This is a genomic window from Hyphomonas sp. (assembly GCF_041398385.1).
Lineage (GTDB): Bacteria > Pseudomonadota > Alphaproteobacteria > Caulobacterales > Hyphomonadaceae > Hyphomonas.
The window spans coordinates 103,566-126,886 of sequence record NZ_JAWKUW010000005.1; the positions used below are offsets into that span (position 1 = coordinate 103,566).

The 23,321-nt window shown below is 62.9% G+C and carries 24 protein-coding genes; 6 read left to right on the forward strand and 18 right to left on the reverse strand.

Annotated elements, in window-relative coordinates; all coding sequences use genetic code 11:
• Positions 1-5 precede the first annotated feature (5 nt).
• The 3 genes from R3C13_RS11330 (at position 6) to R3C13_RS11340 (ending at position 3,261) form a co-directional block, all read left to right on the forward strand.
• A complete protein-coding gene (locus tag R3C13_RS11330) occupies positions 6-707 on the forward strand; it encodes a hypothetical protein (protein WP_371310934.1) in 702 nt (233 codons plus the stop codon).
• A 1,296-nt stretch (positions 708-2,003) separates the two neighbouring features.
• Positions 2,004-2,699 carry a pirin family protein gene (locus R3C13_RS11335; RefSeq protein ID WP_371310935.1) on the forward strand — a complete coding sequence of 232 codons (696 nt, stop codon included), beginning with the start codon at positions 2,004-2,006 and terminating at the stop codon, positions 2,697-2,699.
• A gap of 79 nt (positions 2,700-2,778) precedes the next feature.
• Entirely contained in the window at positions 2,779-3,261 is a 483-nt protein-coding gene (locus R3C13_RS11340) for a hypothetical protein (RefSeq protein ID WP_371310936.1), read from the forward strand.
• Positions 3,262-3,263: 2 nt separating this feature from the next.
• Here R3C13_RS11340 and R3C13_RS11345 read toward each other — a convergent pair whose 3' ends face one another.
• The 3 genes from R3C13_RS11345 to queC are packed head-to-tail and all read right to left on the reverse strand — an operon-like array spanning position 3,264 to position 5,001.
• Positions 3,264-3,683: a 6-carboxytetrahydropterin synthase gene (locus R3C13_RS11345; protein ID WP_371310937.1), complete on the reverse strand. Its 420-nt coding sequence runs from the start codon at positions 3,681-3,683 to the stop codon at positions 3,264-3,266.
• The gene (gene queE, locus R3C13_RS11350; RefSeq protein ID WP_371310938.1) at positions 3,638-4,285 is read right to left on the reverse strand and encodes a 7-carboxy-7-deazaguanine synthase; all 648 of its coding nucleotides are present in this window, start codon (positions 4,283-4,285) and stop codon (positions 3,638-3,640) included. Before queE ends, R3C13_RS11345 begins: the two co-directional genes overlap by 46 nt.
• The gene (gene queC, locus R3C13_RS11355) at positions 4,282-5,001 is read right to left on the reverse strand and encodes a 7-cyano-7-deazaguanine synthase QueC (protein WP_371310939.1); all 720 of its coding nucleotides are present in this window, start codon (positions 4,999-5,001) and stop codon (positions 4,282-4,284) included. Before queC ends, queE begins: the two co-directional genes overlap by 4 nt.
• Positions 5,002-5,211: 210 nt before the next feature.
• On the opposite strand from queC, the gene R3C13_RS11360 reads away from it, so the two are divergent.
• From R3C13_RS11360 to R3C13_RS11370, 3 genes are all read left to right on the forward strand, one after another.
• On the forward strand, positions 5,212-7,758 hold the full coding sequence (locus R3C13_RS11360) for a TonB-dependent receptor (protein WP_371310940.1): 2,547 nt from the start codon (positions 5,212-5,214) through the stop codon (positions 7,756-7,758).
• Between the two features lie 217 nt (positions 7,759-7,975).
• Positions 7,976-10,975, forward strand: coding sequence for a TonB-dependent receptor domain-containing protein (locus R3C13_RS11365; RefSeq protein WP_371310941.1), 3,000 nt, complete (start codon positions 7,976-7,978; stop codon positions 10,973-10,975).
• 145 nt (positions 10,976-11,120) lie between these two features.
• Positions 11,121-12,260: a PQQ-dependent sugar dehydrogenase gene (locus R3C13_RS11370; protein ID WP_371310942.1), complete on the forward strand. Its 1,140-nt coding sequence runs from the start codon at positions 11,121-11,123 to the stop codon at positions 12,258-12,260.
• Between the two features lie 3 nt (positions 12,261-12,263).
• On the opposite strand, the gene recR is transcribed toward R3C13_RS11370, so the two are convergent.
• The 15 genes from recR to R3C13_RS11445 form a co-directional block, all read right to left on the reverse strand.
• Positions 12,264-12,872, reverse strand: coding sequence for a recombination mediator RecR (gene recR, locus R3C13_RS11375; RefSeq protein ID WP_371311038.1), 609 nt, complete (start codon positions 12,870-12,872; stop codon positions 12,264-12,266).
• A 119-nt stretch (positions 12,873-12,991) separates the two neighbouring features.
• On the reverse strand, positions 12,992-13,705 hold the full coding sequence (gene ctrA / locus R3C13_RS11380; protein ID WP_371310943.1) for a response regulator transcription factor CtrA: 714 nt from the start codon (positions 13,703-13,705) through the stop codon (positions 12,992-12,994).
• A gap of 142 nt (positions 13,706-13,847) precedes the next feature.
• Entirely contained in the window at positions 13,848-14,690 is an 843-nt protein-coding gene (locus R3C13_RS11385; protein WP_371310944.1) for an AAA family ATPase, read from the reverse strand.
• Positions 14,690-15,712: a flagellar biosynthesis protein FlhF-like protein gene (locus R3C13_RS11390; protein ID WP_371310945.1), complete on the reverse strand. Its 1,023-nt coding sequence runs from the start codon at positions 15,710-15,712 to the stop codon at positions 14,690-14,692. The genes R3C13_RS11385 and R3C13_RS11390 overlap by 1 nt, the downstream gene beginning before the upstream one ends.
• 115 nt (positions 15,713-15,827) lie before the next feature.
• Positions 15,828-16,982 (reverse strand): acyltransferase family protein, encoded by a 1,155-nt coding sequence (locus R3C13_RS11395; RefSeq protein WP_371310946.1) that lies wholly within the window; start codon positions 16,980-16,982, stop codon positions 15,828-15,830.
• 11 nt (positions 16,983-16,993) lie between these two features.
• Positions 16,994-17,260, reverse strand: coding sequence for a flagellar motor switch protein FliN (fliN, locus tag R3C13_RS11400; RefSeq protein WP_371310947.1), 267 nt, complete (start codon positions 17,258-17,260; stop codon positions 16,994-16,996).
• Positions 17,257-17,688, reverse strand: a complete 432-nt coding sequence (locus tag R3C13_RS11405; RefSeq protein ID WP_371310948.1) for a hypothetical protein — start codon at positions 17,686-17,688, stop codon at positions 17,257-17,259. Before R3C13_RS11405 ends, fliN begins: the two co-directional genes overlap by 4 nt.
• On the reverse strand, positions 17,688-18,635 hold the full coding sequence (locus R3C13_RS11410) for a flagellar motor switch protein FliG (protein ID WP_371310949.1): 948 nt from the start codon (positions 18,633-18,635) through the stop codon (positions 17,688-17,690). Before R3C13_RS11410 ends, R3C13_RS11405 begins: the two co-directional genes overlap by 1 nt.
• Positions 18,632-19,297, reverse strand: coding sequence for a hypothetical protein (locus R3C13_RS11415; protein ID WP_371310950.1), 666 nt, complete (start codon positions 19,295-19,297; stop codon positions 18,632-18,634). Before R3C13_RS11415 ends, R3C13_RS11410 begins: the two co-directional genes overlap by 4 nt.
• Before the next feature lie 82 nt (positions 19,298-19,379).
• Positions 19,380-19,652, reverse strand: a complete 273-nt coding sequence (locus R3C13_RS11420; protein ID WP_371310951.1) for a DUF1153 domain-containing protein — start codon at positions 19,650-19,652, stop codon at positions 19,380-19,382.
• A 204-nt stretch (positions 19,653-19,856) separates the two neighbouring features.
• Positions 19,857-20,939: a phosphotransferase gene (locus R3C13_RS11425; protein ID WP_371310952.1), complete on the reverse strand. Its 1,083-nt coding sequence runs from the start codon at positions 20,937-20,939 to the stop codon at positions 19,857-19,859.
• Positions 20,905-21,558 (reverse strand): hypothetical protein, encoded by a 654-nt coding sequence (locus R3C13_RS11430; RefSeq protein ID WP_371310953.1) that lies wholly within the window; start codon positions 21,556-21,558, stop codon positions 20,905-20,907. Before R3C13_RS11430 ends, R3C13_RS11425 begins: the two co-directional genes overlap by 35 nt.
• A gap of 15 nt (positions 21,559-21,573) precedes the next feature.
• Positions 21,574-22,401: a pyrroline-5-carboxylate reductase gene (gene proC, locus R3C13_RS11435; protein ID WP_371310954.1), complete on the reverse strand. Its 828-nt coding sequence runs from the start codon at positions 22,399-22,401 to the stop codon at positions 21,574-21,576.
• A complete protein-coding gene (locus tag R3C13_RS11440) occupies positions 22,388-22,891 on the reverse strand; it encodes a YbjN domain-containing protein (protein ID WP_371310955.1) in 504 nt (167 codons plus the stop codon). The genes proC and R3C13_RS11440 overlap by 14 nt, the downstream gene beginning before the upstream one ends.
• Positions 22,892-23,020: 129 nt before the next feature.
• Complete coding sequence (locus R3C13_RS11445; RefSeq protein WP_371310956.1) at positions 23,021-23,275, reverse strand: accessory factor UbiK family protein; 255 nt, start codon at positions 23,273-23,275, stop codon at positions 23,021-23,023.
• Positions 23,276-23,321: the final 46 nt, after the last annotated feature.

Sequence of the window (23,321 nt, forward strand, 5' to 3'; positions counted from 1 at the left end):
CTGCTATGGAATGGCTAGATAAGGTTCAAATCTATTTTGTTGGTAACCCAAACACAGCTCCAAACGGTTGGATATACAACTATCAAACTCTTGTGGCGGGGCTACTCGCTTTCATTGCTGCATTCGTGGCAGCATTGTTGTTGTGGCAGCAACATAGGGAACTGATTGACCGCCGCTATCGCGCTCTGCGCGCCAGCCTTCCTTTAGCTTTGAGCGAGTTGCACGATTACACGCAGGAATGCCTTCAGCTTTTATCAAATGCAATCAAGTACAAGCAGGACCCTACGGCTAAGTTGGATGGATCGCTTCCTGCATTGCCTCCCACTGCACTTTCAACAATCACCGAACTGATTGCATTTGCGAACAAACAAGATGCAAAGATGCTTCAGGCGATATTACGACAAGTGCAAATACAGAGATCAAGGTTACATTCGCAATTCCGCGAAATGGTAGCGAAAACCGATGATGCAATGGCACCAAGCTACCATCAGCTTAAAGACGATGTCTTGGACGCTTTTGTTATTCAAAAAATGGCCAATCACCTTTTTCCTTATGCTCGCTGGGAAGTGGAACACGTCCCGCAAGAAATCGACATTTCGAGATCACACGAATATTCCATGGCGACAATTTTCCCCGAAACCTTCAGAGAATATGTGTCCGAAAACCTCGGCAAAATGGTCGTGCGTGCGTTCAAAGACCGCACCTAACGGTCCCAATGTGTCTATGCAAGAGCGCGGCCGGGCTACGACAGGCGCCTGATCCCTTAGCGGTCCCTTCCCCGAAGACCCCAGCAAAGGCAGGAGGCCATCTCCTGACATTTCCTCTGGCACATGAGGTGCCTTCCGGAGATGGATACCTGCCTTCGCAGGTATCTGCGGATGGCGATTCACTCCCCTTCTCGTCCTGCCCGGCGGCGGTAAGCCGTCTGGGCATCCATCTCCGGAAAAATTCCCAAGCGCGTCATCCTCCGTGGGCGTCACGCATCCTGACGCACGCGCGGCCGCGTTCAGCAATGGGGCCCCAGACCGCTGCGCGGCCGGGGGTGACGCCCCGGGGAAAGACGGGTGCGTTCTCCCCCCCTCCCCCGTGGGAGGGGGGCCGGGGGTGAGGGGGCGCGGCGGCAAATTCGGGGCACGCGGGGAAAGACACGCCACTGCTGAGCCTGCAGCGCATCGCGGCCGGCCCGCCCTGCCGCAACTTCGTCGCCCCTCTCCCCTGCCCTGAAGGTGAGGGGACGGAAACTCAATCCGGCAGGCCATGCGCCCGGCGCACACTGCCCGCACGATGCACCCAGGCCTCAAACCCTATTTCGATCATGTCTGGCCGCTGTTCTGGCCCTGGCTGATCTGGAACCTTGTCCGCTTTGCCAGATGGCATGAGCGCACGGGCCTCAACGCGCTCCTCGCCGTCGACTGTTTCGGCAATATCCGCATCACCATGCTCTGCGATCCGCCGCCTGCGGAGGATTTGTATGTGTATGACGCGCCGGCGGTTCCGCGCTGGGAGCGGCTGGCAATTCAGCCCCTTCTCCTTGGGGAGAAGGGGTTGGGGATGAGGGGTCACGGCATTGCGGCAAGTGCAGAACGTGCTGAAACGCCGCGTCCCCTCACCCCAACCCCTCTCCCGAGGGAGAGGGGCTTTGCACCCCGCGCCCCTCCGGAGCCTTCCCGGAGCCTCACCGTAGGATTCACCGGAGCCTTCCGGAACGCGCGCGCCCCGCCCTCTAATCCTCCCCCGCGCGCGGGGGAGGTGGCCGCGAAGCGGTCGGAGGGGGCGCGTGCCGCAAGTCCGGATTTCCCCCTCCGCCTCACTTCGTTCGGCACCTCCCCCGCACGCGGGGGAGGATAAGGAAGGAAATTTTCTGAACTGACCGGACGGCCCCGCCGCTCCGGCCGCACGTGCTGGCGCTCACTTTATCGTGACGCAGCCCTGCAAATGCGAGGCATTGACGCGCCTGCCCCGCGCCCCATCTTCGCGGCCAACCCGAACTTCAGGAGAGCCCGATGATCGAGCTGCGCCCCTTTGACCGCCTTGGCCGCTTCCGCAATGAGTGGCTCGACGCCAATTACCACTTTTCCTTTTCCGGCTATCACGACCCGAACCGCATGGGCGAAGGGGCGCTGCGCGTCTGGAACGACGACACGATCCAGCCGCACACCGGCTTTCCGCCGCATGGCCACCAGTCCATGGAAATCATCACCTATGTCCGCAAGGGCGCCATTACCCATAAGGATTCCATGGGCAATACCGGCCGCACCGAGGCCGGCGACGTGCAGGTGATGAGCGCCGGGGCCGGTGTTCAGCATTCGGAATGGAATGCCGACGACGAGACCTGCACCCTGTTCCAGATCTGGATCCTGCCTCGCACCGCCGGGGGCCAGCCCGGCTGGGGTGCGATGAAGTTCCCGAAGGGCGACCGGTCCGGCAAATGGGTGGTCTTCGCCTCAGGCGACGGGGCGGACAGCAGCCTGCCGATCAAACAGGACGCCCGCGTCATGGGCGCGACGCTGAAGGCCGGCGAACAGCTCACCTATGAGGTAAAGCCCGGCCGCCATGGCTATCTCGTGCTCGCCGCCGGCTCGGTCGAGCTCAACGGCCACACGCTGAACGCCCGCGACGGCGCTGCCATCAAGGGCGCGGAAACCCTGACGCTGACTGGCGTCGAGGAAGCCGAAATCGTGTTTGTGGACACAGTTTAAGGTCCGGTCACGTCAAGGTGACTTCGGCTGCGACGGGGGTGCGTGTTAAGTTGAATGGGAAACGAATGGAGGTTTCATCATGAGACTTGTTCCCCTCGCCGCCCTCGCCCTTCTTGTAGCCCCGGCGGCTTTTGCGACTGAAATCAATATCGGCATATCGGATGAGTTGCAGACCACGCTGAACGACGACCTTGGCGCCAAGGAAGGCGCCTTCCTTCAGCGCGAAGTGCAGGACGATCTCGAACAGGCCCTCGCCCGCGCGGGTCTCGACCCGGCCCGGATCGACGTCACCATCGTCGATGCAAAGCCCTCCAAGCCGACCTTCAAGCAGCTGGGCGACCGGCCGGGCCTGTCCTATGGCGACTCGGTCAGCCTTGGCGGCATGCACCTCACCGCCGTGGTCTATGACGAGGCCGGAACCCCGACCGCCGATCTCGACTATGACTGGTACGAGAACGATCTGCGCTATGCAGGCCTGTCGACCTGGCAGGATGCCCGCCGGGCGTCGCGCCTGTTTTCCACCAAGCTCGTGAAAACGCTGAAGGCCGACAGCGGCAGCTGAGCCTAGAGGACCAGTTCGCACCGCTCGTTAAGGCTGGGGCGCGCCAGAGCGACGCGCTTCAGCCCCGGCAGGCTTGCCGCAAGGTCGGCTGCGGCCCAGAGGCAGATCCGCTCCAGCGTCGGCACTTCCAGGCCTTCGATCTCGTTCAGCAGGCGATGGTCCAGCTTCGCGGCGGTCGCATTGAGGCAGGCCGTCAGATGGGCGAAATCCTCCACCCACTGCTCGCCCGGCTTCACAATCCCCGCCACCGTGGCCTGCAGCTGGAACGAATGCCCGTGCATGTGCCGGTAAGGATGCCCCTCCGGCTTGCCGCCCATATAATGGGCCGCCTCGAAATACACCGCCTTCGAGATTTCGAACACGCGGCCCTCGGGGCTTAAGGAAGCCCGGTCAGTTTGTGTGTTTGCAAGCTCAGTCGCCATTGGGGGTACTTCAGACAATATTCTGCTGCCGCCTGCACATTGCGGGCCGCATGGGGGTCGTCTTTCGGTTGCAGGAAAAAGTGCTGGAAGTCCAGTTGAATGAACCGTTCCGGCTGCGCTTCCGGCTCGTCCTGAGGGTAGACCAGCTTCAGTTCATTGCCCCGTTTCAGCACCAGGTCCGCATTCGCTTTCGGGCTGACGCAGATCCAGTCGAGGCCTTCCGGCGGCTCCACGGTTCCATTGGTCTCGACCGCGACCTCAAAGCCCTGCTCATGCAGCGCCCCGATCAGAGGCGGGTCGAGCTGCAGCAGCGGTTCCCCGCCGGTACAGACAACATAACGCTTCCCGCCCGGCTCGGCATTGGCGCACCAGATCGAGGCGACCAGCCCGGCCAGCGTCTCCGGCGTCCGGAACTTGCCGCCATTCTCGCCGTCGGTGCCGATGAAGTCGGTGTCGCAGAAGCGGCAGACGGCCTCGTCCCGGTCGCGTTCGAGGCCGCTCCAGAGGTTGCAGCCGGCAAAGCGCAGGAACACCGCCGCCCGGCCGGTCTGGGCCCCTTCTCCCTGTAACGTATAAAACGCTTCCTTGACGGTGTAGGTCATTGCGCTGCCCGCCAGCGTTCCCAGCCCGCCTTGCGCAGCTCGCAGGCCGGACAGGTTCCGCAGCCATAGCCCCAGTCATGCCGGTGCGCCCGGTCTCCCAGATAGCAGGTGTGGGTCTCTTCCACGATCAGGTCGACCAGCGGCTTGCCGCCGAGATCGTCCGCCATCGCCCATGTCCCGGCCTTGTCGACATACATCAGCGGCGTCTCGATCCGCATCGGCTTGTCGAGGCCCAGCCGCAGCGTTTCCGCCTGCGCCTCGATCGTGTCGTTCCGGCAGTCGGGATAACCGGAATAGTCCGTCTCGCACATCCCGCCCACCAATACGGAAATGCCCCGGCGCACCGCCAGCGCCCCGGCCAGCGTCAGGAACAACAGATTCCTCCCCGGCACGAAGGTCGATGGCAACCCCGCCTCGGAGGTCTCAATGGCGACCTCATGGGTCATCGCCGTCTCGCCGAGCCCCTTCAGCACGCCGGCATCGACCAGATGGTCGTCTCCCAGCCGCTCTGCCCAGCCGGGGTTCAGCGCGGCGAGGCCCGCTCTCACCTTCGCCCGGCAGGTGAGTTCGACGGCATGGCGCTGGCCATAATCGAAACCGATTGTCTCGACCCGGTCGAACCGGTCGAGGGCCCATGCGAGACAGGTCGCCGAGTCCTGCCCGCCGGAGAACAGGACCATGGCATTTTCGGCCTTCGGAGGGTGTCGTTGCGTCATCCGGCGGCTGTATCAGCCGGAACGGGCTGGGCCAAGACTGGATTGAATCAGTTGCAGAAAAGACACCCCGGCGGAGACTTTTGCAGCATCGTGGCGTGGTGGATTGACACAGACCTTCACTCAAGACCTCATAAAGACTGGAAGTCTCCAAAAGAGAGACTCCGGCAAAAAAAGCACCGCCCAAACGAGGCGGATGAGGAGAGGAAACGCATGAAACTCAACAGACAGTCGAAGTGTATCTTGTCGGCAGGCGTCTCGGCGCTGGCGATCGGACTTATTGCAGGCCCCGCGATCGCCCAGGAAGCGACCGACGATCAGGATAACGCCCGCCGTCTCGACACGGTGAAAGTCACGGCCACCCGGCGTGAAGAGAGCATCATTGATGTTCCGCTCGCCGTGACGGCTCTCAGCCCGCAGGAAATCGAACGTCAGGGCGTCGCGGACATCCGCACCCTCGACAGCCTGTCGGCCAGCTTCAACATGAACTCCACCCAGACCGAATCCCAGGGCACCAGCCTCCGGATCCGCGGCGTGGGAACGACCGGCAACAATATCGGCCTTGAAAGCGCCGTCGCCGTCTTCCTCGATGGCGTCTACCTGTCGCGCCCCGGCGTCGCTCTTGGCGACCTGGTCGACCTCCAGCAGATCGAAGTCCTGCGCGGCCCGCAGGGCACGCTGTTTGGCCGCAACACGTCTGCCGGCGCTCTCAACATCACGACCAAGTCACCCAACCTGCAGGAAGAGGAATTCTACGCGAACGTCACGGCAGGCAATCTCGGCCTCTTCAACGTGCAGACCGGGTTCAATATTCCGGTTGCCAAGGACAAGTTCGCCGTCCGCGTTTCGGGAGCCTATCGCGAGCGTGACGGTCTCGTGGAAAGCAGCACCGGCGCAGTCAGCAACGACCGCGACCGCTGGATGATCCGCGGCCAGGCGCTCTGGCAGATGACCCCGAACGCGACCCTGCGCATCATCGCCGATGCCTCGGAAGCCAACGAGCATTGCTGCGACGCCCCGATCATTACCGACCCGCTCGGCGATGCAGGCATCTATACTGTCGTTGGCCTGCCGGCGGACGGTGGCGCTCCCGAAACGGGCGCCAACACACTCGATCGTCGCGTGTCGAATGGCGAGCAGTTCGCCAACCCATTCGAGCAGAGCGGCATTTCCGCAACCCTCGAATGGGATCTTGGCCCGGCCAACCTGACCTATATCGGCGCGACACGCGGCTTCAAGGCACAGTCGATCCAGCATTCGGACTTTGTCGGACTGGACGTCTTCTCTGTCGGCGACGCGTCCGCTCCGCTGGCCCCTCCCGGGGTCGAACCCTCCTATGACGACATTCAGTCCATGACACATGAGCTGCGTCTGCAGGGCCTGGCCTTCAATGACCGGCTCGACTGGCTGGTAGGTGTCTACTATTCCGAGGAGGAAATCGAGGAGAAGTCCACGATGACGCTCGGCGCGGATTACGGCCGGTACGTCTCCGCTCTCCTGGCTGCCTCTCCGGCAGTTGGACCTGTGGTCGTTGGTACACCGATCAGCGGCGGCGGCTTCGGCGGCAACGTGCCGTTCGTCATGGCCGGCGGCGTGGATCCGGCCGGAAACTACGCCACCAACGTGTTCACGCAGGATTCGGAGTCGATCTCGATCTTCACCCACAACGTCCTCGCCGTCACCGACCAGCTCGACCTGACGGTTGGCCTGCGTTATGTGGAAGAGAGCAAGGATGGCGCCTTCGTCCAGCCGGCGGCAAACTCGCAGGCCTGCGAAAACATCGCCAACGCCATCGTGGGCAACGCCTATCCGGCAACGCTTGCACCGCTCGGCCCGACGGCGCTTGCCATCACCTGCTTCCCGTTCATCACGGAAGCGGACCTGCCGGCAGCGGCGTTCCTGCCTCTGCCGCGGACCTTCGACGAGAAGTTCGAGGACGACGAACTCGTCTACACGGTCAAGCTCGGCTACAAGATCAACGACAATATGAACCTCTATGGCGGGTTCACCCACGGCTTCAAATCGGGCGGCTTCAACCTCGACCCGACGGCGGCCGCAGGTGGCGCCAGCCCGGCGTTCAAATCTGAAAAAGTCGATGCCTGGGAAGCCGGCCTCAAAGGTCTCTTCAATGATGGCCGCGGCCGTTACGACATCGCGGTCTTCCTGCAGGATCTGGAAGACTTCCAGGTGCTCGAATTCACGGGCGTCCAGTTCCAGACCTTCAACGTCGGCAAGGCACAGAGCTCCGGCTTCGAGATCGAGGCACAGAACGCGTTCACGGACATTTTCAGCATGAACGCCGCCCTGACCTATACCGATGCTCATTATCCGGACGATTGTGTGCCGGGCGGATACAACCCGGTGAACCCGGATAGCCGCCTGTGCGGATCCTCCCTGACCAATGCACCGGAATGGGTCGGTATTCTCGGCGCAACGCTCGAGAGCACCTTCGACGGCGGCATGGGCTGGTTTATGACCGGCAATGTGCGCACGGAATCGGAGCGCCGCACCTCGACGCAGTCGGTGACCGAAACAGGGGCTCCGCTGTTCGGGGACATCCAGGACAGCAACACCAAGGTGAACCTGCGGGCCGGTATCTCCGCTCCGGACGAGCGTTGGGCAATCGAAATCTGGGGCAACAATGTCACAGACGAGCAGACCAAGAACGTCACCTTCTCGATCTCGCTGCGCGGTCCTGCCCGCGGCGTGTTCATCCAGGAACCCGCCACTTATGGCGTGACACTCCGGACCCGCTTCTAGGCGATTTCCGGAAAATTATTTCAACCGGGCGGCGTTCCAATGGGACGCCGCCCATTTTTTTTGCGTTGACGTTGCGTCCACCGGGCCTTTCCGACCCTCTGCAAATATTGACATTACAAGACCTCCTCCTCGACAATGAATTTGAAGCTGGTGCGAAGAATGCCGGCTCGAATTTCTCGACCGGTAATCCCGCCGGCCCGAGGGGAGGAAATCAAAAATGCGAAATTTCAGAGACTCGAGGTCCGTCTGGCTGGCTGGCGCTTCTGCGCTGGCAGTGAGCCTGATCGCACCGGCAGCCGTCGCCCAGGAAGACACTGACGACAGCACCCGCACCCTGGCCACCGTGACGGTGACCACCCAGAAAACCGAACAGTCCATCCAGGATGTTCCGATCGCCGTTTCGGCCTTCGATGAAGATGCACTCAACCGCCTCCAGCTGACCGGCGGTCCGGACCTCGTGAAAGCGGTGCCAAACGTTTCATTCACGAAGGGCCAGTTCACCGGCGGCAACTTCAAGGTCCGCGGCATCGGCAACGACGCGGTTGCCCAGTCCTCCGACGCCGGCGTCGGCATTCACCAGAACGACGTGCCGCTCAGCGCGAATTTCCTGTTCGAACAGGAATACTTCGACATCGAACGGATCGAAGTGCTGCGTGGCCCGCAGGGAACCCTTTACGGCCGGAACGCCACCGGCGGCGTCGTGAACGTCATCACCCGCAAGCCTGCCCTGGGTGAATTCCAGGCCGATGCCGAACTGACCTACGGCAACTACAACACGTTCAAGGGCAAGGGCATGATCAACCTGCCCCTCGGCGACAAGCTCGCCCTGCGGGTTGCCGGCGCCATGACTAAGCGGGATGGCTATACGACCAATACGGTCAACAACAGCGACATCGATGGACGCGACCTGTGGTCGATTCGTACGACCCTTGGTTTTGAACCCACCGAGAATTTCCGCGGCTGGATTTCCTGGGATCACTTCGAGGAAGACGACGACCGCCAGCGCTCTGGCAAGCAGCTCTGTAAGAAAGACCCGCTCAAGACGAGCTTCTCCAATATTCCGATCACCGGCCTCGACCTGTTCGTGACGTCACTCGGCTGTCAGGACGCACCGCTCGGCGACAGCTATGAGAAGGTGAACTCCGTTGCCACGCTCTTCGGCGGACTGGGCATTGCTGCCGGCCTGCTCAACGGCGACGTTTACACCTCGGCGCTCGATCCCAACCTGCGCAACATCCAGTCGGCGGGTACGCCGATCTACCAGGCCGAGCAGGATCTCTATACGCTCAAGCTCGAATACGATATTACCGACAGCCTGAAGCTGACATCGCTGAGCAGCCAGAACGAGACCAGCCAGCACTCGATCCAGGATACGGCACGACTGGTCGCGGATGTTCCCTTCAACGACCTTTCGGCCATCCCTCCGGGCCTGAATCCGACTGCGGACCTCTACAATTCCCTGTTCCCTGGCGGCTTCGTCGCGGACCCGGAACTTGGCGTCCTGAACAGCCTGGTCGGCTTTGACCTCTCCGGCGGCAAGTCCGACACGTTCACACAGGAACTTCGTCTCCAGTCGGACTTTGACGGTCCCCTGAACTTCAACCTGGGCGCCATCTACGTCGATGGCGAGTCGATCGACCCGCAGGATCCGAATGCGGGCTACTATGTCTTCTCGAACGCCCTGACTGGCCTGACCCAGTTCAACAATGCCCTGGTCGCACTCAATATCGTGGCGCCCGGTTCGACCTGCCCCGACCTTGGGGCCGGCCAGCTTCCCGGCATCTTCTGCGGCACGGTCCCCGTGGCCACGCCGGATGGGACAGCGACATTGTTTGACGGCACGGTCGGCGGTGATGGCGGAAACTATTACCGGTCACTCTCCCCCTACCGGCTCAAGTCCACGGCCATCTTTGGTGAACTCTACTATGATGTTACCGACGACCTGAAATTCACGCTGGGTCTGCGGAACACCAACGACAAGAAAGAGCAGGATGTTGTCCCGACATGGCTGTTCACCCCGACGTTCGCCTATCCGGCCGTTCAGAATGGCGATCCGCTGACCCCCACCGGCCAGCTGAAAGCTGACTTCAACGAAACGACGGGCCGGATCGGTCTCGACTGGACTCCGGATTTCAGCTTCACGGATGACACGCTGATCTACGGCTTCTATTCCAAGGGCTATAAGGGCGGCGGCATCAACCCGCCACAACCTGCCGGGGCCAACGTGTTCCCGCAGACCTTCGAGCCGGAATTCATCAACGCCTACGAACTCGGTACGAAGAACACCTTCGCCCACAACACCCAGTCGCTGAACGCAACTGCGTTCTTCTACGACTATGAAGGCTACCAGATCTCGCAGATCGTGAACCGGACGGCAGCGAACTTCAACGTGAACGCCGAACTTACCGGTCTCGAACTGGAGTACCTCTGGACCCCTGCAGACAACTGGCTGCTGACGGCGAACCTTGGTCTGCTCGATACCAAACTGCTCGATACCGCCAGTGTCGACGTGCTGGATCGGGCAAATGGCGACCCGAACTTCGTGGTGCTGAAGAATGCGTCGAGATACACGAACTGTGTCGTGTCGGCTCAGGGCTATGCCACGGTACTTGGCGCCATCGCCGGAGGTGCGCTCACCAATGGCTCAACGCGCGGCATCTGTAACGGCGCACTTGCTGCAGGCGTCTATGACGCCGCGAACGGTACGACCGGTGGTAGCGGCGATTCCGCGACCGATATCGCCTTCCTTGAAGGTTACCTCGGCCTGTCCGACGTCACCTATGTCGACGGCAACGGGAATACCGTGACGGTCGGTGCACTGACGCCGTTCGACGGCATTTCGAAGGATGTCGATGGAAACAAGCTGCCAGGGGCACCTGATATGACCCTGAACCTTGCGGCGGAATACACGTTCCCGTCGATCGGCGACTCCAACTGGGATCTGACGGTTCGTACGGACTACTACTACCAGTCCGACAGCTACAGCCGGATCTTCAACTCCGCCCACGACAAGCTCGACAGCTGGTCGAACATCAACCTGTCGATCATTCTCAACAACGCTGAGAGTGGCTGGGGCGTGGAAGCCTTCGCGAAAAACCTGACTGACGAAGAAGTCATCACCGGCAGCTATGTCGGCGACGACAGCCAGGGCATTTTCACCAACATCTTCCTGACCGAGCCGGCGCTCTACGGCATCACGGTCAAGAAGTCCTGGTAACAGCCAAAGGCGAAAGCCGTAACAATCAGGGGCGGTCCGGAAACGGACCGCCCTTTTTATTGCGCCTGTTTTCGTTTGGAAGCGGCTACGCACTGGCCTATGGTCTCGCGCCAAGTTCCATTCCCCAAAAACCCGGGAGCTGCCCATGCGCCTGTTTCTGACCGGTCTCGTTTCCATCCTCGCCCTTGCCGCCTGCACGGCCGAATCCACCGCCCCGCCGCAACCGCCCTCAGTCACCAGCGACCTCAAGGTGACGCTGGCCCATGTCATCGACGCAGAATTCCCCTGGGGGCTCGCCTTCCTGCCGAATGGCGACCTCTTGTTCACGGAAAAGGAAGGTGGCCTGAAATACACCGCCGGCGGAGAGGGCGTAGCAAGCTCCGTTGCCGGTATGCCGCCGGCCATCACAGACGGCCAGGCCGGCTATTTCGGCATCGCGCTCGACCCCGGCTTCGAAACCAACCGCCTTGTCTATGTCGCCTATGCGCAGGGCACCAAGACAGACAATGGCACTGCCGTGATCAGGGCCCGCCTCAGCGATGACCATTCCGCGCTTGAGGATGTGACGCAAATCTTCCGCGCCGACTCCCGCGGCACGACGGCCCATTTTGGCGGCCGGTTGCAGTTTGCGAATGACGGAACGCTGTTCATCTCGCTCGGCGAAGGCTTCGCCTACAAGGAAGAAGCGCAGAACCTGCGCATCACGCACGGAAAGATCATCCGCATCAATACCGATGGCTCCATCCCGTCCGACAATCCGTTTGCAGATGGTACTAACGGAAAGCCTGAAATCTGGTCCTATGGCCACCGCAACATTCAGGGCCTCTACTACGACAAGGAAAGCGGCACGCTGTATGAGACCGAACATGGCCCGAAGGGCGGCGACGAATTCAACATCGCAAAGGCAGGTGCCAATTATGGCTGGCCGAAAATCACCTATGGCATCAACTATGACGGCACGGTGATCACCGACAAGACGGCGATGGAAGGCATGGAACAACCGCTCACCTACTGGGTGCCGTCGATCGCGCCGTCAGGCCTGACGCGCCTCACCAGCGACGTCTATCCCGGCTGGAAAGGCGACTTCTTCACCGGCGGCATGAACGGCCCGGCCGGCATGGAGCTGGTCCGCATCCATCTCGAAGACGGCAAGGTGACGGAGCGGGAAAACCTGTTCGAAGGCGAGTATCCGATCCGCGACGTCGTTCAGGGGCCGGACGGCCACCTCTACATCGCCACCAAGGACACGGATGGAATCTTCCGCGTCGACGTGGCGGCCGAATAGCGCCTATTCGCTGGTACGCCGGGCGCGCAGCGCGGCGGCGAGCGTGCCATCGTCGAGATGGTCGAGTTCGCCGCCGACCGGCACGCCATGGGCCAGATATGTGATCTGCACACCCTTCCCGGCCAACTGGTCGGCGACATAGTGCGCGGTGTTCTGGCCCTCAAAGGTCGCATTCAGCGCAAGGATCACTTCGCGGATGCCACCGGCTTCCACGCGCGTCAAAAGTGAGGGGATGTTGAGGTCTTCCGGCGTCACGCCATCGACGGCGGACATGACCCCGCCCAGCACGTGGTAGCGCCCGCGATAGGCCCCGCCCCGCTCGAGCGCCCAGAGATCCGGCACATCTTCCACGACGCAGATGAGCCCCTCGTCGCGCCCGGTTGCCTGGCACACGGCGCAGGGCTGCAGTGTGTCGAAATTCCCGCACACTTCGCACTTCTCGATCCGGTGCCCGGCATCCGACATCGCCTCGGCCAGTGGCAGCAGTAGCGTGTCGCGCCGTTTAAGCAGGAACAGCGCCGCCCGTCGCGCCGAGCGCGGTCCGAAGCCCGGCAGGCGGGACATCAGCTCGATCAGGCGCAGGATTTCAGGGCCGGCAGAACGTTGGGACATGGCCCCAATGTCGGCCATTCGGCCCGGCTTGCAAGCCCGTGCCTGCCGGAATCCTGGCGCAAAACGAAAACGCCCCGGCACTGGGCCGGGGCGTCCTGAATTATCCTGTGAATTGCGCCTTAGGCGGCGGCTTCCACATCGCCCGTGCGGGCGCCCGGACGCGGATCGCGCAGCACATAGCCACGGCCCCAGACCGTCTCGATGTAATGATTGCCGCCGGTGGCCTGCTGAAGCTTCTTGCGGAGCTTACAGATGAAGACGTCGATGATCTTCAGTTCCGGCTCGTCCATGCCGCCATAAAGGTGGTTCAGGAACATTTCCTTGGTGAGCGTCGTGCCCTTGCGCAGGGAAAGCAGCTCGAACATCTGGTATTCCTTGCCGGTGAGATGGACGCGTTCGCCTTCCACTTCCACGGTCTTGGCGTCGAGGTTCACCACGATCTCGCCGGTGCGGATCACGCTCTCGGCATGGCCCTTGGAGCGGCGCACGATGGCGGTGATGCGGGCGATCAGCTCGTCCTTGTTGAACGGCTTGGTGAGATAGTCGTCGGCGCCGTAGCCCAGCGTCTTGACCTTCGCCTCGATGTCCGGATTGCCGGAGAGGATCATCACAGGCGTGTTCACACGGCCCATGCGCAGTTGCTTGAGCACTTCGTACCCGGAAATATCCGGCAGCGACAGGTCGAGAATGATCATGTCATACTCGTACACCTTGCCCAGATCGACGCCTTCCTCCCCGAGGTCGGTCGTATAGATGTTGAAGCCCGCGGACTTCAGCATCAGCTCAATAGAACGCGCAACAGCGCTATCGTCTTCAATGAGCAGGACGCGCATATGCCGTCTCCCGAATCAGCCTAACGACAAGCTAGTCGTTTTTATTAACGTTGAGAATCCTAGCTACTGTTTCTTTAACCAAGGTTAACAGTCGGCATTGATTCCCGTCGAAGTCCCCACAATCTTCACACAGATTAATTATCTAGTTTCCGAGCTCTGCCGCCGGCGAATTGCCAATCAGCACCTGGCTTATTGCGATCGCATCCTGGATCGGCTGGGCCTGCGGGTCTGTTGAAATCAGCGTTTTCTGACAACGGATTGCATCGCGCACCTTCGGGTCGCGGATCACCACGCCGGCAAGGTGCGGCCGGAATCCGAGGAAGGTCTGGCAGGCACGCGCAATCGCTTCGTAGGTGCGCTGTCCCGCCGCACGGCTCTCAGCCTGGTTGATGCAGATGACCGGATCGACATTCGGCGCATAGCCGCGCAGCACCTTGATGAAGGCATAAGCGTCGGTCATCGAGGTTGGCTCGTCGGTGATTACCATGAGCGCCTTGTCGGCCGCGCGCGCGAGGCGCATGCAGTTCGCTTCGATACCGGCGCCGAGGTCCACGACCACCTGGTCGTATTGCAACGCCAGCGCCGAAAGCCCGGCCGCGAGGCGCGCGACTTCTTCCGGCGGGAGTTCCGCGAGTGCACCGGAGCCCGACCGGCCCGGCAGCACGTCAAAGCCGCCATCGGCCGCGCCGCCATCGATCGGTGTCACCGCGTCATCCAGTTCCACCCAACCGGCCACCACCGCCGCAAGGTCGGTTTCCGGCGCAATGCCGAGCTGGACGTCGACGTTTGCGAGGCCAAGGTCGCCATCGACCAGCAGCGTGCGCTTGCCGGCCTGGGCGAAGGCGGAGGCCAGCGTGATCGCCATAAAGGTCTTGCCGACACCGCCCTTGCCCGAGGCAACGGCGATGATCGAAGCGGGTTCAACGCGCCGGTGCGTCATCCGGGCAGCCGGGCGCTCCTGCGATTTTCGCATCATGAAGCTCATTACGCGGCTCCTCTCAGGGCGATGACATCGCCGGGGGTATCTTCCATCAGCAGGGCGGCCAGGCGCGACGGTGCGGCCGGGACGAGGCCCCCGCCGATGAACGGCGTCACGGCCAGGTGCGAGAAGGCAATCCCCGCGGACGACAGCGCGGAAATCGCGCCCCCTCGCCTTCGGACGACATCGAGTTTGGTGAGCACCGCGCGCTTGACGCCGGCGCGGGCAAAGGATTTCGCCGCCTCCAGCTGGTCTTCTGGATGGCCTTCGGCGGACATCACGAGCACCGGCTCGGCGCGGATGACGGAGATGAGATCCTGCAGGCTGGCAAGGTCGTCATCATCGAACGGATTGATCGCCGGCAGGTCGATCACGAACCGGCGGCCCTCGTCCTTAAGCGTTTTCAGCGTGTCGAACAGGGCGTCTGCGGTCTGGCAGACGCGGATCTGGCCGCGCTCCAGTTCGAGATAGGCAGCAAGCTGGTCGCCGCCCGCCGTCCCGTCGAGGTCTGCGGCCACCGGCATCACTTCCATGCGGGCGACAGCCGCCCGGCGCGTCAGCTTTGCAGCGGTCGCAGTGCGGCCATGGCCCGGCGGGCCAACGAGGATCACATCGTTTTCAAGCCGTGCCGGCAGCGGATCGCAGGTGGCAAGGCGGGTCACGCCCTCGGCGATCGCCTCTTCCGGATCGCTCAGGCTGCCATGATTTCGGCCGGCGCCTTCGGCAGCGACACGCTCGGCAAAGCGCTGAGGCGCCCCGTGCCACAGCAGCGCATCCCGCACACGGCTGAACAGCGGGTTCTCGACCCCGCGGCCATGACCCGCACTTCCGCGCGCATCGCGCAGGAACAGCGGCTCGTTCGCGCTAGTGCCAAAGCTCACGCCACCCATCCTGTCGACGGCTGCGCGGACTTCGACGCCCGCTTCAGTCTCCCGCTCCGACAGGATGACCGCATCGGCCCCCATCTCGGCGAAAATCATGGCCTTCGCTGCTTCGAACGTCTCAGCGGCGAACATCTTCATGCGCATGAAGCGGCGTCCTCTCGTTAATCACTCCGGCCCGCAGGAGCGGCAATTCAGCGGGCACGGCTTAAGGTTCCCGCTGAAAATGGGGGGCCAATGGTTAACGAATCACGAAGTTCGGTTAGGGATTCGCAGATTCCTGCACCCCGATTCGCAGCGGGATGTGGGCGCCGAATCTCTTTCGCAGGGCCACGACAGGCCGTTCGACCAGGTAGAACGACAGGCTGGTGACCAGAAGCGTTACGCCAACCGCAACCAGCAGGAACACTGCTCCGCCCGGCTCCAGCCCGGTTATTTGCTGCGTCAGGTCATAGACCGGCATGTGCCAGAGGTAGAGCCCATAGCTGACCCGGCCGAGCCAGGACACAAGCGGCACCTCCAGAAGCTTCAGGGCGAAGTCCAGCGGCCGCCAGAAATACAGGTTGAGCACTCCGATAAACAGCGCAATGCCTTGAATTGTATAGCGGAAGGACTCGCGAAACATATCGTCCCGATAGACAAGGCTGAACACCACCAGCCCTCCGGCCAAAATGAACGGAATGAGCCCGGTCAGCCAGCGCCGCCATGCCCCATCCGGCGCGATATGCAACAGGAGCGACAGGAGACAGCCCCAGACAAGGCTGTCGATCCGTGTGTCGGTCGCCACATAATTATAGTTCGACGGCCAGTGCAGCACATGCAGCGTGGTCAGCCGCCAGGCCAGCGCCGCCGCACACAGTCCGAGGCAGATCCATGCCATCCGTTTCAGGTTCTGCAGGTTCAGCATCAGCAGCAGCGGGAACAGGAGGTAAAAATGCTCCTCCACCGCCAATGACCAGAGATGCGACCAGGGCGCTACGCGCACCCCCGGCAGGCCCTGCCCTGCCGCAGCCGCCGCATCCTGGAATTCGAGCGCCACGAACAGGTAGTTCGCCGTGTAGGTCAGCGCCGTCGCCACTTCCCGCAACAGTGGCGGGGTGCCCAGCACGATCAGGGCAACTGACGTGACCGCCAACATCACATACAGCGCCGGCAACAGCCGCAGGAACCGGCGGATATAGAAATTGCCAAGCCCGATGCGGCCCTTTTCGGACGCTTCGGCCAGAAGGAGGCGCGTGATCAGGAAGCCGGAGATGAAGAAGAACACCGTGACGCCGAGGCCGCCCGGCACAATCCGTTCAAAGCCCGCATGCGCAATCATCACGATCGCCACGGCAAGGCAGCGAACCCCATCGAGACCGGGAATATAACCGTAGCCCGCGCGAGCGCTCAGGCGATACTCGGGTAAGGCCTGCATGGCGGGTCCGGTCAGGCTGCTTCGCGGGAATCTACGATTTCAGACAGGGTGACGCCCAACTGGCCGTCCGCCACGACCAGCTTGCCACGGGCCATCAGGCGGTCAGAGACATAGATTTCGACCGGTTCGTCCGTGCGCCGTTCGAGGGCAACGATGTCGCCGGCCGTCATCTGCGCCAGTTCGTCCATCGGGATGCGCATTTCGCCCAACACGACGTCCACGCGCACCGGCACATCCATCAGCGACTTCTTCAGGGCGGGATTGGCTGGCTGTGTCATGTCTTGTCCTCCGGCCGGGTGGCGGGTGATTGGGGGGAGTACTGGCTGAATTCCGCCCGTTCTGCAAACAGGTCTCCCTGTCCGTCTGCAATCCGCTGCGCGGTTGCCGTGATCAGGCGCAGGGCCTTGTCGCTGAAGCCCTGCTCAAGGGCACTCGCTTCAAGATGGCCGGCCAGCTCCACAAGGCTCGCCAGCGCTTCGGACAGTCGGCCCGTGGCCTCCTCCAGCCTTGCATCCTGCGCGGCGGCAAACTGCGCCTGCGCTGCGGCATAGCCCTCGGTTCGCGCTTCAGACAGCAGCAGCGCGAGGTCGGACGAGGTCAGCGCAATGTTTTCAGGCGCCGGCTCGACGACCGGCTCGGGCGGCTCCACGATGGTGAAATCGCTTCGGAATTCAAAGTGCTGCAAGGTCTTTACGGCGCGCTGCATCAGTCGACCAATTCGTCCTCATCGGTCTGGTCGCCGGAACGGATGTCTCCGCGATGGACGAGCGTGCGGGCGAGCGCGACCAGTTCCTGCCGGGCGGCTTCGACCTCGCTGCGGCGCACGGGGCCGAGCGTCGCGATCTCTTCGCGCAGCAGGTCGCCGGCGCGGCGCGTCATGTTGTTAAAGAAGGCATTGGCCGTATCGTCGCGTGCCCCCTTGAGGGCGATGACCAGCGCAGCGCGGTCAACGGCGGAGAGCAGCGTCTGCAGGCCAGCAGCATCGAGGCTGCTGAGGTCATCGAAGGTGAACATCAGCGCGCGGACCTTTTCGCCAGCGCCGGGTTCTGCATTTTCAAGCGCCGCAAGGAAGGTCTTGCCGGAGCGGGCGTCCATCTGGTCGAAGATCCGGGCGACACGCTCATGGCCGCCGCGCTGTCCGGCTTCCGCCTTGGCGCCGACCAGCGCATCGAGGCGGGTCTCGAGTGCCGCCAGCGCAACCGGATGGACCGGCCCGAGGTTCAGGAGGCGATGCATCGCATTGATGGCAACCGGCGGTTCCAGCGCGCGCAAGAGGCGCGCGGCCGCCTCCCCTGTCAGGCGCGACAGGACCAGCGCAATCGTCTGCGGATGCTCCGCACCAAGGATCTGCACCAGCATCTCCGGACCGACTTCGGAGAGGCGTGACCAGACCGAAGCGCCCGACGAACGCGCTGCAGGCATGCCGAGACGCTGGTGAGCGTCCATGAACCGGTCGACCGCGTCGCCTTCCCCCTCGGCGCCATCGCCAAGCGCATCCATGGCGGCCGTCAGGGCCTGCACTTCGGATTTGGAAAGTTCGGACCAGATCGGCGCGGCATCGGGACCGAGCGCCCGCATCAGGCGGGCCGAGCGCGCGAGGCCGTCATCGGGCCGGGCCGGAACCATGTCTCGGGCGACAGCGAGCGCACTCATGCGGCATCTCCCGGCTTGCCCATCCAGCCGCGCACGATCTCGGCGGCACGCGCCGGGTCACGGCGCGCAAGGTCAGCCGCTTCGCCGGACCGGACCGGGGCGGCAGCCGGACGCGGCGCAGGGGCCGAAGGCGCCATCCGGGCGGACGGCAATGCCTCGCGCACGATCTCGACGGCGGGGGCCATGGCGGGGGACGGCCGGAAGCCCAGCCAACCGATGAGACAGGCCAGCAGCCCCAGCAGGGAAAGTTCGGTCCAGTCGGCAAGGGTCGGCTGCCCGGTCATGCCAGCGGCAAACGGAAGCTGTTTCAGCGAGACGATTTCGCCTTTTGAGTCATCTATAGCCGCTGCTGCGGTCACAATCTGGACCAGTATTGCAGGGTCCGTTTCCACCGCCTCATCCACCAGGACCAGCACCTGACGTGGCTGGCCGGAGCGCTGCGCGACCGAGACGCGCACATGCCCCTTCCCTGTAATGGCTTCAGCAACAGAGAGCAGCGAAGCTTCGGCCTGCGACAGCGGCCCGGGAGAGGAAGGCGCCCGCGTGAGCACATCCATGCTGCGCCAGCCGATCAGGCCCAGCACCAGCACAAACGCCGCGAACGCGACCGCCCGTGTGGAAGGCGTCGCGCCGCGCTGCATGCTGGAAGTGCCGTAAGCCATTCTGGACTCCTGCGATCCGGACAGCTCCGGATGCTTGAGCCCGAGTTAACGGCGAGGCCGTAAATTTCGCTTTAACAGGCGCCTAGCGGCGGTACTGTTGCAGGCGGGTCGTCCGGAGGCCTTTCGAGCCGTGGCGCGCATACAGGCGCTCCCAGCCTTCGTATTCCTCATCGGTCAGATTGTAGCGGTCGCAAGCGGCCTTGCGGGAGAGCAGTCCCCCGGAAACGGCGGCAACGACTTCTGCCTTGCGGCGGGTCACCCAGCGCGAAATGTTCGGCGACGGGAGATCCGATATGGTGAGCGACTTGCCATCCGGCCCTTTGACGCTCGTGGGCTTTGCATTCTGCGGTTCCATGTCCACACCTTCCTCAACATTGGTGGCTCCCCCTTCTGGAGGCCCCGGAAGATGCACTCTAAGCGATGCGCCTTAAGCCCACGCGTAACGCGAAACGAGAGTTTCCCACCCCGTATTAGGAGGATGTTTGGAAACCTGTTCCGCCGCGGCACAGTGGGTGAGACTCTGTAGACATTGTTACAGGAATGAGAGGAATCTACGGCATCAGGGCAGGAGTCTGAGGGCATCATTGTCCCGCGCCTGCGCCGCATGACGCCTGAGCATTGTGAGGAACATCTGGTCGCCTCGCTCGGTCTGCTTGACCAGCATCGCCGCGCCGAACGCGACCGACATGCCGTAGAAACAGTTGAGGCAATAATCCTCATAGAGTTGGTCGAAGCTGTAGCCTCGCACGCCCTCTGCTTCGAGGCGTGCATGATAGTAGCGCAGGAGCGCCTGCTCATGTTTCGGCCTGTCTTCCCGCGTCAGGCCCGCGCCGATGAAATAGGCAACGTCGTTGGCTGGCGCCCCCTTCCCGGCAGTCTGCCAGTCTACAACTGCCAGAGACTTCGGCGCCCCCGGCTTGCCGAACAGCATATTATCGAGCCGGTAGTCATTGTGGATCAGCGCGAACGGGCCGGGCCGTTCTTCAGGAAATCGCGGCAGCGCGTCAGCATAGGCGTCGCCGACCTCGACCACGTCCGGCGTGAGGTGTGCCCCATAGCGGTCCTTGAACCCGGCCCATAGTGTGACCACTGCTTCGGGGCCGATTGCGGGTGGCGGCGCCAGTTTCGTGTTCTGCAGCCACGAATATGTGTCGAGTGCCTCGTCCATCCAGTAGGCGGCATGCAGGATCGCAGCGGCGTCCATCGCCCGCTCGGCGTCCGCCACGCTGCAACCGGCGAGCTGGTCGCCCTGTTCGGCTGGCGCCATGTCTTCCATGATGAGGGCAAACCGGTTCGTGTCCGGGTCATAGTCGGCATAGAGTGCGGCGGGCGTGATCCGGCCCGCCACTTTCGGGAAGGTGCGATAGACCATCACCTCCCGCTCATAATGGCCGAGCAGTTTGGCCGTCATCAGGCTCGCATCGCTGCCAGACGGGAACTTTCCGACCAGTGTCGCCGGGGCGCCTTCGCCCTTTCGCGCGTAATCGAAGACGAAACGGACATTCTCGCCGATCTGACCGGTGCCGATCGCCTTCGCGGTCAGCGCCTGCACTTCGGCATCCACGCCGATCGTCTCAAACAGCTGGTTGAACCAGTCCGGCGTCAGTTCAAGGGGGTTCGTGTCCAGGCCCGGACGGCTCATCGGTTTCCTCCGCTTCATCGGGCTCTTGCGGCCCGCTCTTGGTCTTGTGGGGCAGCCAGCGCTGAAGGCGCATCATCCGCTCCTCGCCCGCGCGCAGGGCTTTGTCGAGCGCGGCCATGGTGAGGGCGAAATCGCCATGCTGGTCCTTGCGCCAGGCGCGTTCGGTCTGGGCGATCGCGAAGGCAATGCCGGCCACTTTCAGGCTGATTGGCGCGCCACTGTCATCGTCGAGACCGGTCGATGCGAGTGCCCAGTAAGCGCTCTGCGCCCGGTGCTGCGGCAGGCGGGCCAGCAAGCGCGGTGTGCGATCCCGGTAGCGCATGAGCGACAATGCCCCTGCCCGCACCTCTTCGATGGCCTCGTAGCGCAGCATGATGACATCGAACAATTGCTCGCGCGGCGTATCGCCTCCCGGCGGTGTTTCAGCCGACATGGCGCCATCGAAATACGTGTCGAAGGCATTGGTGAGGTCGTCGCGTGTAATGCCGTGGAAATCGCCGAGGGCGAGACCCGCCTGGCCTGCAATTTCGGACAGCGTCAGGTCGGCCCAGGGCGTCTCTTCAGCGAGACGAAGCGCGGCAAGCAGGCCGAGTTCGACAACATCGTCGCTCTCATCCATGCTGTTCAACGCCTCCTAGTCCATGTCGCGTGACAGATCCCGGTCGCGGTTGGCTGCCGCCCGGATCGCCTGTCTCAGCAATCTCGGCATCCCACCGTCATCCATGAGGATGTCAAGGGCCGCCTGGGTGGTACCGCCGGGTGAGGTGACCGCTTTTCTGAGCGCGCCGGGCGCATCGCCGCTTTCAGCCATCAGCGCAGCAGCGCCTTCCACCGTCAGGCGCGCGAGGCGCTGGGCGAGCTCACGAGGCAGGCCCTCGGCCTCTGCTCCATCCGCCATGGCTTCAGCCAACAGAAACAGATACGCTGGACCGCTGCCCGACAGCGCCGTGACATTCGACATGTGTTTTTCGTCGACCGGGCCGATCACTTCGCCAAGCGGCGCCAGCAGGCGTTCGGCCGTCTGGACGTCGCCCTTCGCGATGCCGGCCGGGGCGCTCATCACCGACACGCCGCGACCGATCGCGCCGGGCGTGTTCGGCATGACGCGGATGACGCGCTGGGTGTCCAGCTTTTCCGCCACTTGTTTCACGCGCACGCCGGCCATGATCGAAATGACGAGTGTCTTCGGGCCGATCCAGGCTTTCAGGCTTTCCGCCGCTTTTGGAAACACCTGCGGCTTCACCGCAACGACCAAAACACTGACGGGCTCCGGGACGGGATTGAGACGGACCTTGCCGGAGCCAGCCCATTCCTGCGCCTCGGCCGAGGGCTGCGGATCAGAAATCAGGATTTCGACTTTGCGCTTGCCGCTGAGCCAGCCTTTGGCCAGCGCCGTTCCCATGCGCCCGGCACCAATCAATGCGATCGACTGGGCGCCCGCCATGGGATCAGGCTTCACCATGAGTTTCGAACATCACCGCTTCGATGGCCTCGCGCGGCGATTTCCCGGCCCAGACCAGGAAGTTGAACGCCGGGATGAAGCGCTCCGTTGCAGAGACGGCAGCCGCCATCAGGGACCGGATCTCGCCGAGCGTCGGCTCATCCCGGTCCATCATCGGGATTGTGTGGCGGAAGATGATGACGCCTTCATCGCCCCAGTAGTCAAAATGGCCGAGCCAGAGACGCTCGTTCGCCATCATGATGAGTTCGGACAGTGCGGCACGCTTTGCGCCTTGCGGCTTCACGTCGAGCGTCATCGAGAAATGGATCGCGGCGGGGTCCGGCCGGTAGGCGAACAGGGCGCCGAGATCGCCCCAGCGTGTTTCGGCAACGGCCTGGATCGTTCCCTCTTCGTCGCGCTCGCCCTGCCAGCCGCCGTCTTCGAGCGCTTCCTCGACCCGCTCCAGCGGATCGATCATGCCGAAATCGTTGCGTGTCAGGCCAAGACTCATCATCACTCCCCTCGCAGAGACGGATAACGGGGCAGGATTCGCCCCGGATCACCATACCCCTGCCTGCCCTGAATACGCCCCTCAGCGCGCAGGTCCATTCGCTTCAACAGTTGAGCGAAGGCGCCATGCTTAAAGTTTGCCTGACTTTCCGGCTTCGAGTTCGGCGACGCGCTTCTCCAGCACCTCGACCTTTTCCAGTGCGGAAATGGCAAGTGCCTTCAGCGCTTCCACTTCATCGCGTCCGGCAAGGTCCATATCGGCGATCAGGCCGCGCACACGCGCCTGTGCAGCGGTCTTGGCTTCTTCACCGGCAGCCCGGGCGGCGCCCATCGCGCTGGTCATCAGACCGGCAATGTCATCGAGCAGTGGATTTGTCGTCGCCATGGGGCTACTCCTTCGCGCGCGGGTTCTGCGGCTGTCAGCTGCCGCA